Annotated in this window: 15 protein-coding genes; 3 read left to right on the top strand and 12 right to left on the bottom strand. The window is 67.7% G+C overall.

Annotation, left to right across the window (positions count from 1 at the left end; genetic code table 11):
* Positions 1–664, top strand: a 664-nt coding sequence (locus AC5P8R_RS07295) for a methyl-accepting chemotaxis protein (RefSeq protein ID WP_495223216.1), incomplete at its 5' end; no start/stop codon positions are given.
* Positions 665–830: 166 nt separating this feature from the next.
* Positions 831–1,199: a glycine zipper 2TM domain-containing protein gene (locus AC5P8R_RS07300; protein WP_014646414.1), complete on the top strand. Its 369-nt coding sequence runs from the start codon at positions 831–833 to the stop codon at positions 1,197–1,199.
* Between the two features lie 128 nt (positions 1,200–1,327).
* Here the strand turns inward: AC5P8R_RS07300 and AC5P8R_RS07305 are convergent, their stop codons facing one another.
* The 5 genes from AC5P8R_RS07305 to AC5P8R_RS07325 all read right to left on the bottom strand — a co-directional run bounded on the left by AC5P8R_RS07305 (position 1,328) and on the right by AC5P8R_RS07325 (position 7,002).
* Positions 1,328–2,455, bottom strand: a complete 1,128-nt coding sequence (locus AC5P8R_RS07305) for an ABC transporter permease (protein ID WP_014646415.1) — start codon at positions 2,453–2,455, stop codon at positions 1,328–1,330.
* A complete protein-coding gene (locus AC5P8R_RS07310; RefSeq protein WP_014646416.1) occupies positions 2,452–3,639 on the bottom strand; it encodes an ABC transporter permease in 1,188 nt (395 codons plus the stop codon). Before AC5P8R_RS07310 ends, AC5P8R_RS07305 begins: the two co-directional genes overlap by 4 nt.
* Entirely contained in the window at positions 3,624–4,637 is a 1,014-nt protein-coding gene (locus tag AC5P8R_RS07315) for an HlyD family secretion protein (RefSeq protein WP_041863178.1), read from the bottom strand. Before AC5P8R_RS07315 ends, AC5P8R_RS07310 begins: the two co-directional genes overlap by 16 nt.
* Positions 4,630–6,030, bottom strand: a complete 1,401-nt coding sequence (locus AC5P8R_RS07320) for a TolC family protein (protein ID WP_014646418.1) — start codon at positions 6,028–6,030, stop codon at positions 4,630–4,632. The genes AC5P8R_RS07315 and AC5P8R_RS07320 overlap by 8 nt, the downstream gene beginning before the upstream one ends.
* Positions 6,031–6,108: 78 nt before the next feature.
* A complete protein-coding gene (locus AC5P8R_RS07325) occupies positions 6,109–7,002 on the bottom strand; it encodes a LysR family transcriptional regulator ArgP (RefSeq protein WP_197621602.1) in 894 nt (297 codons plus the stop codon).
* A gap of 106 nt (positions 7,003–7,108) precedes the next feature.
* On the opposite strand from AC5P8R_RS07325, the gene AC5P8R_RS07330 reads away from it, so the two are divergent.
* The gene (locus tag AC5P8R_RS07330) at positions 7,109–7,723 is read left to right on the top strand and encodes a LysE/ArgO family amino acid transporter (protein WP_014646420.1); all 615 of its coding nucleotides are present in this window, start codon (positions 7,109–7,111) and stop codon (positions 7,721–7,723) included.
* Here AC5P8R_RS07330 and map read toward each other — a convergent pair.
* The 7 genes from map to AC5P8R_RS07365 form a co-directional block, all read right to left on the bottom strand.
* Positions 7,720–8,502, bottom strand: a complete 783-nt coding sequence (gene map, locus AC5P8R_RS07335; protein WP_014646421.1) for a type I methionyl aminopeptidase — start codon at positions 8,500–8,502, stop codon at positions 7,720–7,722. The two genes, AC5P8R_RS07330 and map, sit on opposite strands and share 4 nt — an antisense overlap.
* Before the next feature lie 7 nt (positions 8,503–8,509).
* The gene (locus AC5P8R_RS07340; protein WP_014646422.1) at positions 8,510–8,722 is read right to left on the bottom strand and encodes a ParD-like family protein; all 213 of its coding nucleotides are present in this window, start codon (positions 8,720–8,722) and stop codon (positions 8,510–8,512) included.
* Between the two features lie 68 nt (positions 8,723–8,790).
* Positions 8,791–9,150, bottom strand: coding sequence for a bleomycin resistance protein (locus tag AC5P8R_RS07345; protein WP_014646423.1), 360 nt, complete (start codon positions 9,148–9,150; stop codon positions 8,791–8,793).
* 139 nt (positions 9,151–9,289) lie between these two features.
* Positions 9,290–10,174 carry an arginase family protein gene (locus AC5P8R_RS07350; RefSeq protein WP_032958040.1) on the bottom strand — a complete coding sequence of 295 codons (885 nt, stop codon included), beginning with the start codon at positions 10,172–10,174 and terminating at the stop codon, positions 9,290–9,292.
* Positions 10,175–10,177: 3 nt separating this feature from the next.
* The gene (locus AC5P8R_RS07355) at positions 10,178–11,242 is read right to left on the bottom strand and encodes a GNAT family N-acetyltransferase (RefSeq protein ID WP_046429621.1); all 1,065 of its coding nucleotides are present in this window, start codon (positions 11,240–11,242) and stop codon (positions 10,178–10,180) included.
* 28 nt (positions 11,243–11,270) lie between these two features.
* Positions 11,271–12,671: an aspartate aminotransferase family protein gene (locus AC5P8R_RS07360; protein WP_495223217.1), complete on the bottom strand. Its 1,401-nt coding sequence runs from the start codon at positions 12,669–12,671 to the stop codon at positions 11,271–11,273.
* Between the two features lie 64 nt (positions 12,672–12,735).
* A complete protein-coding gene (locus AC5P8R_RS07365) occupies positions 12,736–13,452 on the bottom strand; it encodes an MtnX-like HAD-IB family phosphatase (protein ID WP_014646427.1) in 717 nt (238 codons plus the stop codon).
* Positions 13,453–13,498: the final 46 nt, after the last annotated feature.

Below are 13,498 nucleotides of genomic sequence, written 5' to 3' on the forward strand. Positions count from 1 at the left end.
CGGCCAGGTGGTCACCACCATGTCGGCCATCGAAGCCTCGTCGAAGAAGATCGCCGAGATCATCTCGGTCATCGACGGCATTGCCTTCCAGACCAACATCCTGGCGCTGAATGCCGCAGTGGAAGCCGCCCGTGCCGGCGAGCAGGGCAGGGGCTTTGCGGTGGTGGCCAGTGAGGTGCGCACGCTGGCACAGCGCTCGGCCGGTGCGGCCAAGGAGATCAAGGGGCTGATCGAGGATTCGGTTGGCAAGGTCGCCGATGGATCGGCCCTGGTCCGACAGGCAGGCACCACGATGGGCGAGATCGTTGCTTCCGTGCAGCGCGTGACCGACATCATGGCCGATATCTCTGCTGCCTCGCAGGAGCAGAGCTCGGGCATCGAACAGGTGAACCAGGCGGTGGTGCAGATGGACGAGACCACGCAGCAGAATGCGGCACTGGTGGAAGAGGCCAGTGCTGCGGCGCGTTCCATGGAGGAACAGGCGAACCTGCTGGCCGAGGCGGTTTCGGTCTTCCGCACCGGCGCGGTAACGGCGGCTGCAGCCGTGCGTCCGGCCCTGGCTGCGGTGGCCGCGAAGGTCACCCCGGTGCGCAGGGCGGCAACGCTGTCGCCGCGCATCGAGCCGACACTGGCGGCCAATGCCGGGGGGTGGGAAGAGTTCTAGCAGAGGGCAATGCCGGCAGGGAGACGGCGCCCATCACGATGGCTGATCGTGATGGGCGCGGATTTTCTTCCTGAACGCGCGATGGCCGATGAGGCCGCGGACACGCGCATTTCACTTCCGGTTGCCAGCCGCGGGAGGACACTTGCGCCATACCGGAACCTAGGAGATGGCCATGAAGACCTCGACCCGATTGCTTGTGCTGGGCACCCTGCTGGCGGCTTCGTCGGTGGCCGGCGCGCAGACCTATGGCCCGCGTGATGAAGGACGCCGATTCAACGATGGCAGCCGCGTGGTCTGCAAGAACGTGGAAGTGCAGCGCAACTCGCGCGATCCGAACCGCATCGCCGGTACGGCCACTGGCGCGGTGATCGGCGGCCTGCTGGGCAACCAGGTGGGCGGCGGCAATGGCAAGAAGCTCGCTACCGTGGCCGGTGCTGTTGCCGGTGGTGCGGCGGGCCGCCAGATCCAGGGCAACAGCCAGCAGAAGAACGGCGACCGTGTGGTCGAGCGCCGCTGCGAACGCGTCTATCGCTGATCGATCGCCGACGGCCCCCGTTTTTCCCCTTCCACATCGCAGTACTCGAACGCCGGCCTCGCGCCGGCGTTCTTCATTGCAGGAAAAGGGGACGGAGGGGATTAAGTCGTAATCCCCCAACCGGCCGCTTACGACTTAATCCCCTCCGTCCCCTTTTTTGCGAGGAGGCGCCAGGTGGCGAGGCTGCCGTAGAGCAGCAGCAGGACGGTGAGAGTGATCAGTTCGTGGCTGACTTCGGCCAGGCTGGCGTCCATCTGGTTCAGGCGCACCATCAGGTTGATGCCGGAGGTGGTCGGCAGCAGCTGCGCCAGCCAGACCAGCGGTTGTGGCGTCATCACCGAGGGCCACGACAGGTTGGCGAGGAAGAACAGCGGGATCGAGGTGGCGATGATGTACTGGAAGGCGCGTTCGCGGGTGCGGAAGAAGCTGCCGACGAACAGGCCGAAGGCCACCGTCGCCGCGATGAACAGCGTGCCACCCAGCAGCTGGCCCAGCGGGTTGCCTCCGCGTGGATAGTCCTGCACCCAGGCAGTGAACCCGGCATACCAGAACAGACCGAACAGGCCGATCAGGCCGAAGCCCAGTGCCATGCCGGCCAGGGTCGGCAGGTCGAAGCGCAGGCGTCGGCCGAGCGCGAGGCGGCGGCCGCCGAGCAGGACGCCGATGCCCATCAGCAGCGTCTGGTGCACGATCAGCTCGGCCACGCCGGGAACGATGGCGCTGCCATAGCCTTCCTGCGTGTTGTACAGGGGGCGCTGCACAAGCGTGACCGGTGGTGCCTGCGGTGCGCCCATGAAGGCGGCCTGGCCGACCACGGCATCACGCCCGAACGCACCCAGCGCGTCAGCCACGCTGCCCAGCACCCAGCTGGCGCGGCCCAGGTAGGCACCGTTGCCAAGCAGTACCAGCTTGGCCGGGTGGCCGCGCAGGATGTCGCGCTCCAGATTGGCCGGGATCACGACGATCCCTTCGGCATGGCCGGCTTCCAGCTGCCGGCGTGCGCTGTCGACGTCCGCGGGTTGACCGACCACGCGCGCAACGCGCAGTGCGTCGAGCTTGCGCAGCAGCTCGCGGCTGGTCGCGCTGTGGTCTTCGTCCACCACCAGCACCGGCAGGTTGCCGGCCACCTGGTGCCGGTAGGCGGCTGGATAGAAGAACGAGTACAGGATCACCGCCCCGACCATCACCACGATCGCGTAGCGGTCGCAGAGCACTGCCATCAGGGTCTGCCGCAGGCTGCGCCAGAGTGCGCTCATGCGTCGGCCCCTGCGGGCTGTGCGGCGGCAGGTGTGCGCGCAAAGGCGATCAGGCGCAGGCCGCCGACGCCTCCTGCCACCACCGCCATCAACAACAGCGTGGCCAGCGGCCACACCGAAACCTGCAGCGGCGAACCGATGAACTGCTGCTGGGTCTGCAGCTTGATGTAGGCGCTGAGTGGCAGCAGTTGATGCCAGATGCGGGTGAACAGAGGGCCGTCCAGCACCGGGAAGGTGGCGCTGGAGAAGGCCAACGCGGTGCCGATGCTGAGGCCGACTGCGGACAGCGCGGTACCCATGTCGCGGGTGACGCCGACGAAGAACAACGCGTAGGCGGCCGTGGCAAGGTAGAACAGTGGCTGTGCGAGCAGCAGCAGGAGCACGCTGCCGGCCACGCCGTCACCGCGCAGCCAGGCCAGGTAACCGATGCCGAGCGCGCCATACAGCGAGAACAGCAGGATGTATGGCGCGACCTTGCCGGCAATCGCCGGCCATGGCGTGCGGCCCAACGAGGCGGGCAGGGTGCCGTCGCGGATCTCGCGGCCAAGGCTGCCGGCCACTGCAAGTGCCAGTACCAGCGACAATACCGCCGGGAAGATCAACGGCAGCAGGAACAGCTCGTAGCTGCGTGCCGGGTTGTACAGAATGTCCGACTGCACCGCGATGGGTGCCGCGCGCAGCTTGCCCGGGCCGACCTGCAGGCCGATGCGCTCGCGCAGCAGGCGCGCGTTCCAGGCCGAGACCGCGTCGCCGATATCGCGCGACGCGGACTGGCCGGTGGTCATGTAGGTGGCGTTGTAATAGGCGGACACCGTGCCCTGGCGTCCACGCAACGCCTGCCGGGTGACATCGCGCGGCACCAGTACGATGGCGAACACATCCAGCCGACGCAGCTGCGAACGTGCGTCTTCCAGGTCCACCGGCTGGCTGGCGACGCGCACGCCGGGACTGGCGTCGAGCATGCGCAGCAGCAGGCGGCTGTCACTGCTGTGGTCGAGGTCGACCACCGCGATCGGGATATCGCGCATCACCGAGGGCGTGAACATCCATGCCATCACCGCCAGCATCAGCAGCGGCAGCAGGGTGACCAGCATCAGGTCGGCGCGGTTGCTGCGCAGCGACTGCAGCTCGCGCCGCCAGCTGGCGGCGAAGCCGCCGCGGCCGGGGCTCAGTGCTGGGGCCATGCGAACAGCACGCTCATGCCGGGGCGGAAGCCCTCGATGCGGCGTACCGGGCGCACCCGCACCTCGAAGCTGCGGACGTCGTAGCCGGACGACTGGCGGGTGGTACGCCAGGTTGCATAGTCACCGGCCGGATTGATGAAGTAGACCTCGAATTCGCCGTCCAGGCCGAGCGCCGGCACGCTGCCCTGCAGCTTGCTGCCGACCTTCAGGCCCTGCATCTGCGATTCGCGCAGGTTCATGGCGACCCACATGCGGTCGATGTCGACCAGGGTGAACACCGGGTAGCCGGCCGGCACCAGCTCGCCCGGGTCGGCCATGCGCTTGTTGATTTCGCCGGCCACCGGCGCGCGCCCTTCCACTTCGACAAGCGCGGCGTTGACTTCGGCCACCGCGCCCTGTGCCTGTTGCACCTGGCCCTGCGCGGCACGCTTGTCCTGCTCGCGCGCGCCGGCCAGGGCCATGTCGTACTGCGCGCGCGCGGCACGGGCCAGCTCACGCGAACTGGTGGCCTGGGCATGCGCTTCATCACGCTTCTGCCGGGTCATCACCCCTTCGTTGAACAGGTTCTGCACGCGCTGGTAAGTGGCTTCAGCCAGCGTCGCACCGGCTTCGGCCCGCTTCCAGTTCGCTTCGGCGGCGCGGATGTCTTCGCTGCGTGCGCCTTCGTCGGCCTTGTCGGCCACTGCCTGTGCGGCGGCCAAAGCGCCGTGCGCCTGCTGTTCCTTGGCGGCCACTTCGGGGCTGTCGAGCAGGAACAGCACCTGCCCGGCCTGCACGCGGTCGCCCTCGCGCACCTTCAGTTCGGCCACGCGCGCGGTGATCTTGGCGGCCACGTTGATCGTGTCCGCATCGGCCATGCCCTGGATCTGGTCGGCCGGGCTGCGCCAGGCCAGCCACAGGCCGAGCACCACCACGACCAGCAGCACCACTGCCAGGATCGGTCCCAACCGGCGCTTGCCCGGGGGCGTCGTCGCATCGTCGTGCAGCACATCACTCATGGTCGATCACCTCGTCCGCCCGCCGCCGGAACTCTTCGAAACGGTCCATCTGTCCACTGATCTCCAGCAACTGTGCCAGCGCAATATCGTATTGGTAGGCGGCCTGTGCGCGCTCGACGCGGGCGCCGCCCAGGCCGAGCCGCGCGTCGATCACATCCAGCGAAGTGGCCTGGCCTTCGCGGAACGCCAGCTCCTGCAGGCGCAGGTTTTCCTGCGCCTGGGCGATGCTGCTGTCGAGCAGCACGTACTGCTGGCGTGCGGTTTCCAGCTCGTTCCAGGCCTTGCGCACACCCAGCGCGACCTGGTTCTCGGCCTCGCGCAGGCCTGCTTCGGCCTGGTCCTGCTGCGCACGCGCGGCGCTGATCTGCGCCGGCCGCGAGTTCGGCGACAGGAAGGTGTACTTCAGGCCGATGCCGAATGCCCAGTCCGGATCGGTCAGCATCTCGTCGCGGCGACGGAAGTCGTACTGGCCGAAGGCGAAGATCTGTGGTTTCAGCTTGGCCTGCTGCACGCGCACGCCCTGTTCGGCCTGCGCCACCATCGCCCGCAGGCGCGCGATCTGCGGCTGCCGCGCCTGCGCGGTGCGTTCGAAGCTGGCCACCGGTTCCAGTGGCACGCGCTGCACGAACAGCGGCGACACCGGCTGCACCTCGCCGCCACTGCGCAGCAGCGTGGCCAGTGCGGCCTTCAGCGTGGCCAGGTCGTTCACCGTCTTCTGGTATTCGCGCTCGGCCTTGTCGCGGGCCACGGTGGCCTGCAGGCGCTGCGCGCGGGTGGCGAAGCCCTCGCGTTCCAGCTTCTCTGCGTCGGACAGGTGGCGGTTGAGGCCATCGCGCACATCGCGGCGCACGTCCACCGCCTGCTCGGCCAGGCGCTGGCCGAAATAGGCCTGGGCCAGCTGCACGGTCAGCGATTGGCGTTGTGCTTCGCGCTCGGCGCTGGCCTGTTCGTGGGCGGCACTGGCCGCACGTTGCGCGGCCGGAATCACGCCGCCGGTGTACAGCGGCAGTACTGCAGTCACCACCGGGCGGGTACGCCAGTCGCGTTCGGTGAACGACAGCGGCGAGTCGATGCCAAAGGCCTCGGCCACCGGAGCCAGCGAACCCAGGGGCAGGGTGAGCGTCTTCTGGAACTGCAGCCGGCGCACTTCGCCGGTGATCTCCGGCAGGCGCAGCAGGCGGGTCGCGTCCTGCAGGTCCTGCTTGTTGCGCACGGCGGCGTCGGCAGCGGCCAACGCATCGGAGACCTGCTCCAGGCGTTGCCGTGCCTGTTCCCAGTCCAATGCCGGTGCGTTGCTGGTGGGCTGCGCGGCGGCAGCGAATGGCAGGCAGGCTGCCAGCGCCAGCGCGGCCTTCGCGCGGTGCATCCTTGTACGTCGGCCGATCACGCCCATGCGGTCCCAGTAGTGAAGAAGTGCGCAAACGGTAGTGCGTGCAGCGTGAAGCCCGGGTCTGCGATCATCGGTTTGTCCTCAACGAAGGGTGCCTCTGGCCGCAGTGCGCAGCGCCTGGGTGATGTGCTGCAGCGTGCTTGAGCGCACGGCGGCATGCTGCCAGTACAGCGGCACATCGAGCCAGCGGCGGGGTTCCAGTACCACCACGCGGCCGGCGCGCACGGCGGGCGCGACCAGGGTTTCCGGAGCCATGCCCCAGCCGAGTCCGCACGCGGCGGCTTCGACGAAACCGGTGGAGGAGGGCAGGTAGTGTAGCGGCGGCTGCAGCCGCGCGCGGGTCAGGCGCCGCACGAAGCGCCACTGCAGTTCATCTTTGCGGTTGAACACCAGCATCGGTGCGTGCGCCAGGGTTGCGGCCTGCATGCCATCGCGGAAGTACTGGCGGGCGAAGCCGGGCGAGGCGATGGCGTGGTAGCGCATCGCGCCGAGCGGGTGCACGTTGCATCCCTTCACCGGTTGGCTTTCGGCGGTGACCGCGCCGAGCACGCTGCCATCGCGCAGCAGCTGCAGGGTGTGGTCCTGGTCGTCCATGCGCAGGTCGAACAGATAGCCGTAGCGCTGGTGCAGGTCGGCGATGGCCGGCACGAACCAGGTATCAAGCGAGTCATCGTTGACCGCCAGGGGGATCGGCGTGTGCGCAGCGTCGCTGCCACGCTCGGGTAGCAGCTCGGCCAATGCCTCGGCCTCCAGCGCCTGCATCGGTCGCACCCGGCGCAGAAGCGCTTCACCCGCGGCAGTCGGCCGGCAGGGTGCCTGGCGCACCACCAGTACCTGCCCGAGCCTGTCCTCCAGGGCCTTGATCCGCTGCGACAGTGCTGACGGGCTGATCGACAGGCGGCGTGCCGCAGCCTCGAAGCTGCCTTCCTCCAGCACCGCGGCAAACGCGGCCAGTTGCGGGTGTACCAGGTCCATGCCGGTGCCTCTTCAGTTTTCCTGCACAGGATAAAGAAAAATCAGTTTGTCTAATCAAGGCGGTTGGCGGCACCCTGCGCGTCCCCTCGCTGCCTGGCCTGTCCCGATGTGGATTGCCGCTACCGCCGCCGGCCTGTTCGCAGGTGCCGGCCTGATCATCGCCATCGGCGCGCAGAATGCCTTCGTGCTGCGCCAGGGCCTGCAGCAGCGCAATGTGGGGACGGTAGTGCTGGCCTGCGCCGGCGCGGATATCGCGCTGATCCTTGCTGGCGTTGGCGGCATGGGCGCGCTGGTGCTGCAGTGGCCGCTGCTGCTGCAGGTGCTGCGCTTCGGTGGTGCGGCCTTCCTGTTCTGGTATGGCCTGCGGGCGGGGCTGCGCGCGTGGCGCGGTGGCAGTGCCCTGGCCGCCGCCGAGGCGCAGGGCGGCAGCGGACGGCAGGTACTGCTGACCTGCCTGGCGTTCACGCTGCTCAACCCGCACGTCTATCTGGATACGGTGGTGCTGCTGGGCAGTCTGTCCACGCGCTACCCCGGTGACCTGCGCTGGGCGTTCGCCGCCGGTGCCTGCGCCGCCAGCGTGGCCTGGTTCTGCACGCTGGGCTATGGCGCGCGCCTGTTGCAGCCGGTGTTCCGCAGGCCGGGCGCCTGGCGGGTGCTGGATGCCGCCGTGGCGGTCTTCATGTCCTGCCTCGCCACGCTGCTGCTGTTGCGCCCGCTCTAGGCCGCGTCCACCGCGCACTGCGGGGTTTCGCCGGGGCGCAGGGTCAGCACGCGCACGCCGCTGCGGGTGACCGCCACGGTGTGCTCGAACTGCGCCGACAGCTTGCCGTCGCGGGTGTAGACCGGCCATTGGTCCGGCTGCTGACGGATGGCCGGCTTGCCCTGGTTGAGCATCGGCTCGATGGTGAACACCATGCCTTCTTCCAGCACCATGCCGGTGTTGGGATGGCCGTAATGCAGGATCTGCGGTTCCTCGTGCATCTGCTGGCCGATGCCATGGCCGCAGTATTCCTTCACCACGCTGTAGCCGTGGCTGCGCGCGTGGCGGGCGATGGCGTGGCCGATATCGCCCAGGCGCGCTCCCGGGCGCACCGCAGCGATGCCTTTCCACATCGCCTGGTAGGTGGCCTGCACCAGCCTGCGCGCGGCGTAGTCGACCTCACCGACCAGGTAGGTGGTGCTGGAGTCGGCGATGTAGCCGTTCTTCTCCAGGGTGATGTCGAGGTTGACGATCTGGCCGTTGCGCAGCACGTCGGTGGTGCTGGGAACGCCGTGGCAGACCACGTTGTCGATCGAGGTGTTGAGCACATACGGGAAGCCGTACTGGCCCTTGCTGGCCGGCCGCGCCTGCAGCTCATCGACGATCATGCGCTCGACGAAGTCGTTGATCTCCATCGTGCTGCGTCCCTGCAGCGGCAGCTGGTCGAGCGCGGCGAATACCTGCGCCAGCAGGCGCCCGGATTCGGCCAGCAACGCGATTTCGTGCGGCTGCTTGATCATCGTCATGTCAGGCCCGCCCGGGCGCCAGCGCCTGCGGCTGCACCCCGGCTGCCCGCAGTTCGCTGGCGACGATGTCCTGGAAGCTCAGCGTGGGGTTCATCTCGCACAGCATGCCGACCCGGATCCAGAAGGTGGCCTGGGCGTTGATCGAACGGCTGGAGACGGTGCAGGCACGGCGCAGCTGGTCGTGCAGGGTGTCATCGATGTTGACGATGCCCATGGGCGGTCCTGGCGGAATGGATATACGAAGCATATATGTTCCGTATATCCGCCTCAAGCCCGCGTCGTTCAGTCCACGTGGGTGGCAAAGCGCAGTCGGTTGCCGTCCGGGTCACGCAGGAGCATCTCGCGGCTGCCCCATCCGGTGTCGTGCGGTGGCTGCTCGATCGGTACGTTGGCGGCACTGAAGGCGCGGTGCAGGGCGTCGACGTCTTCAACGATGAAGTACACCGCGCCGCCGACCTCGCAGTCGCCGCTGTGTTCGGTGAGGAAGATCGTCTGGCCGTCGCGGGTGAGCTGGGCGAACAGCGGGAAGCCGGGTTCGAAGCGGTGTTCCCAGTCGACCACGAAACCCAGCCCCTGCACGTAGAACGGCAGGGTGGTGTCGGCATGGCGCATGCGCAGTTGCGGGATGACGGTCTGGGGCATCGCGAGGCTCCGGGGCGGGAGTCCAGTGTAGTGCCGGCCGCTGGCCGGCATCCCGGCGAGCCTGGGAACGATGAGGTTGCCGGCCAGCGGCCGGCACTACCGAAGCCACGCCGGCCAGCGGCCGGCACGACCGGCGCGGTCAGCAGGCGGTCGGCACGGCGGCCATCGCCGCCAGCAGTTCGCGATTCACCTGCTGGTGCCGTGCCTGCCACACCGGCAGATCCTCGGCGCTGACGTCAGGTTGGCCGTCCAGCGACGACAGCCAGCGCTTGAAGCGGCTCTGGTAGTTGGCCAGCGACACTTCGCCGGTGATGTCGCTGCCGACCAGGCCGCCGGCGCGCAGCGCTTCGATCACCACCAGTGCGTGTTCCAGCTGGAAGCGGCCCTGGTCCCAGTTGCTGCGGGCGACGTCCTCGGCGAACACATCCTTGTCGATCGACAGGTAGGTCGGTTGCGGCGACTTGGCCTGCTCGGCGGCGAACGCGGCAACCAGTGCCTCCGGGTGCTCGAACCGTCGGAATGCACGGCCGCTGCCGAGGCGGTGGCCCCAGCCCACGTCCACATCCATGCACCAGTAAGTCAGGCGCCCGCCCATCAGCGGGCGCCAATGGTTCTCCCAGGCGTGGCCCAGGCCGATGTCACTGGAGGTGATGCCGAGCACATGGATGTGCGAGATCTGCGGCAGCTTGCTGGCCGCGTTCACCCACGACCCGCAGTGCATGCCGAACGGGAAACGCATGTTGTCCGGATGGTTGTCCAGCACCACCAGCTGGAACGGCTGGTGCGCGCGCATGCGACGCAGCAGCGGCAGGCTGAGGTGGTGGAAGTCGCCACTGCCGAGCATCACCGTGCCGAGCTGGGCCGGCAGCGGTGCCAGCACTTCAGCGGCGAAACGGTCCAGGGTTGAAGTGCTGCAGGCGAAGCGCAGCGGATCGTGCCACTGCGGCAGCGCCAGGGTCTGCGCCTGTGGCAGCGGCAGTACGCCACCGTCCAGGTCCAGGATCAGCGGAAAACGCGACGACATCGTTCAACCGCCTCCATCAGGTTCGCCCTGCAGGTACGGGGCCAGCTTGCGCAGGGCAGCGCGCAGCAGCGGGGAGCGGGCGTGGATCGCGTGCCGGGTGGAGGTGAAGCGGGCGCCCAGCTCGGCCTTGATCCGCGAGTCGGTCCAGCCGGCCACGTAGTGGCTCAGGCCGTGCTGCAGCGCGTACTCGAGGTTGTGCATCCAGCTGACCGCGTACAGGTTGTGCTCGCGTGATTGCGGGTAGGCCAGGCCGATGTACTTGTCCACCAGCTTTCCGGCGTGGATGTAGCACAGGTTCCAGCCGATCAGCAGACCCTGGTGGCGGTACAGGAACATCCGTCCCTGGCCCTGGCTGTCGGCCAGCAGGTGTTGGAAGTAGGGCAGGTCGAGCTGGTCGAAATGCACCGCGCTCTGCGCGAACACGCCCAGGTACAGCGCGTACAGTTCGGCCTGCAGTTGCGGGTCGGCGAGGGCCGGATCGCCGGTGGCGATGCAGTCGATCTGCAGGCCATCGCGCGAGCGCAGCTTGCGCCGGATGTTCTTGCGGCGCGAGGACGACAGGCGTCCGAGATAGCCATCGATCGAATCGAAATCGATCGCCACCCAGGCCAGCGGCATGCCTTCCAGTTCGACGAAGCCGCGTGCCAGCAGCGCCTGCAGGAAGGCGCTGCTGTGTGCATTGGCCGCGTCGTCCAGCAGCGGCGAATCGATTGCCAGGTCCTTGACCACCAGCAGCCGGGAATCGCCGATCGCGTGACGCGTCACGTCCTCGGCCAATGCCTCTGGTGCGACGTGCGCGGGCAACGGGGTGTACTCGGTGCTGGTGGCACCGACGAAGCGGGTCTTCCAGGTGATCCAGGGCCGCCACAGGCGCGACAGCGGCAAGCCAAGCAGCTTGCCGCGCAGGTCGTCGTCCATCGTGGTGGTCAGGTCGAGCGGCGCACGGAAGGTCGGCAGGCCGCTGGGAAGCAGGCCTGCCTCGAATCCAAGCGGCGGGTGGGCCAGGAAGCCCTCCAGCAGCGCGGCCGGTTCCAGCGCGGTGCTGGATGCGCGTGACGTCATCTCCATCGGCACGGGAACCGGCAGCGCATCGACCTCAGCCCTTGGCCTTGGTCAGCGCCTGGTCGAGCAGGGTGATCGCCAGGTCGATCTCTTCGTAGCTGATGTCCAGCGACGGCGCGAAGGTGATCACGTTCTTGTACCAGCCACCCACGTCGAGCACGAGGCCCATGCGCTTGCCGTCGTGCACGAGGTCACCGGCCAGGCCGATGTCGACCATGCGGTCCAGCAGTTCCTTGTTGGGGGTGTAGCCGTCGGTCTGGCAGATCTCGGCGCGCAGGGCCAGGCCCAGGCCGTCGACGTCGCCGATCTCCGGGTGACGCTTCTGCAGGCCACGCAGGCCGTCGAGGAAGTACGCGCCCTTCTCCGGCACGGTGCGCTCGTAATCCATTTCCTTGCCCAGCTTCAGCACTTCCAGGCCGAGGCGGGTGCCCAGCGGATTGGAGTTGAAGGTGGAGTGGGTGGAGCCCGGCGGGAACACGGTCGGGTTGATCAGTTCTTCGCGCGCCCACAGGCCCGACAGCGGGTTCAGGCCGTTGGTCAGCGCCTTGCCGAACACCAGCACGTCCGGGGTAACGCCGAAGTGCTCGATTGACCACAGCTTGCCGGTGCGCCAGAAACCCATCTGGATTTCATCGACGACCATCAGGATGCCGTACTTGTCCAGCACGCGCTTGAGGCCAGTGAAGAAGTTGCGCGGCGGGATGACGTAGCCACCGGTGCCCTGGATCGGCTCGACGTAGAACGCGGCGTACTCGGCCTGGCCGACCTTGGGATCCCACACGCCGTTGTATTCGCTTTCGAACAGGCGCTCGAACTGCCACACGCAGTGGTCGGAATACTCGTCCGGGGTCATGCCCTTCGGGCGACGGAACGGGTACGGGAACGGGATGAACATCGCGCGCTCGCCGAAGTGGCCGTAGCGGCGGCGGTAGCGGTAGCTGGAGGTGATCGACGAGGCACCCAGGGTGCGGCCGTGGTAGCCGCCTTCGAAGGCGAACATCAGGCTCTTGCCGCCGCGCGCGTTGCGCACGATCTTCAGCGAATCTTCAATGGCCTGCGCGCCGCCGACGTTGAAGTGCACGCGGCCGTCCAGGCCGAACTTCTGGTGCATGTCCACGGCAATGGTCTTGGCCAGCTGCACGCGGGTCGGGTGCAGGTACTGGCTGGCGACCTGCGGCAGGGTGTCGATCTGGTCCTTCAGCGCGTCGTTCAGGCGTTTGTTGCTGTAGCCGAAGTTGCAGGCCGAGTACCACATCTGCAGGTCGAGGTAGGGCACGCCCGCACCGTCGAACATGTAGCTTCCTTCGCCGCGCTGGAAGATCTTCGGCGGGTCGACGTAGTGGACGGTGTCGCCGAAGGAGCTGTAGCGGGCTTCGTCGGCCAGCAGCTGCGCGTCGGAGGCAGCCGCGTCGGCGTTCTTGTCAAAAATGTTCATGCAGTTCGGTTCCGTGAAGGACGTTCGAAAGGGGTGACGGGGGAGCGCGCCTGGAAGGGAGTGCTCAGGCGGTGGCCAGCAGCAGGGGCAGTGCGGCGGGCTGCGGGCTGGCGTCGAGGCGACGTGGCTGCAGCAGGCTGCCATCGAGCAAGCGCGGCAACAGTGCGATTGCATCGTGGAAGGTATCGATGGCGGCATGCTCGATGCCGGCCTTCGTGCAATGGGTGATCAGGCGGCGCTTGGCGAACACGAAGTCGGCATCTTCGGAGACGCAGAAATCCGAGCTGCCATCGCCGATCATCAGCACGCGTGGTGCTTCGTCGGCACGCGCCTGCGCGGCGCAGGTGCACTTGCAGGTACCACTGCGGCATCCTTCGGCCTGGTAGGGCGACTCCAGTTCCCAATGGTCTTCGCACCAGCGCAGGTGGTTGGCCACCACCGGCAGTCGCGACAGGCCGTGGTTGGCGAGGATGCGGTGGATCGCATAGTCCAGCCCGTCGCTGACGATGCGCAGCGGCACGCCCAGCTGTTCGGCGCGGCTGACAAAGGCGGCGAAGCCCGGATCGATCTGCACCTGGTCCAGGTGCGCGTCGAGCGTGGCCGGGTCCAGCTTCAACAGCCGCACCTGGCCCTGCATGCATTCACGCGAGCCGATCTTTCCCGCCTTCCACTGGTCTTCCAGTTGCTGCCAGCCCGGCTGGCCGTACTTCTCCAGCAGCGAGTCGATGACATCTTCGAGGCTGATGGTGCCATCGAAGTCACACAGGATGCTCCAGTGCATGGGCAGGTCCGTCGATGAAAGAAACGTCCGGCACGATGCCGGGGCA

This window comes from Stenotrophomonas sp. YJH_SMC_73, assembly GCF_059370155.1.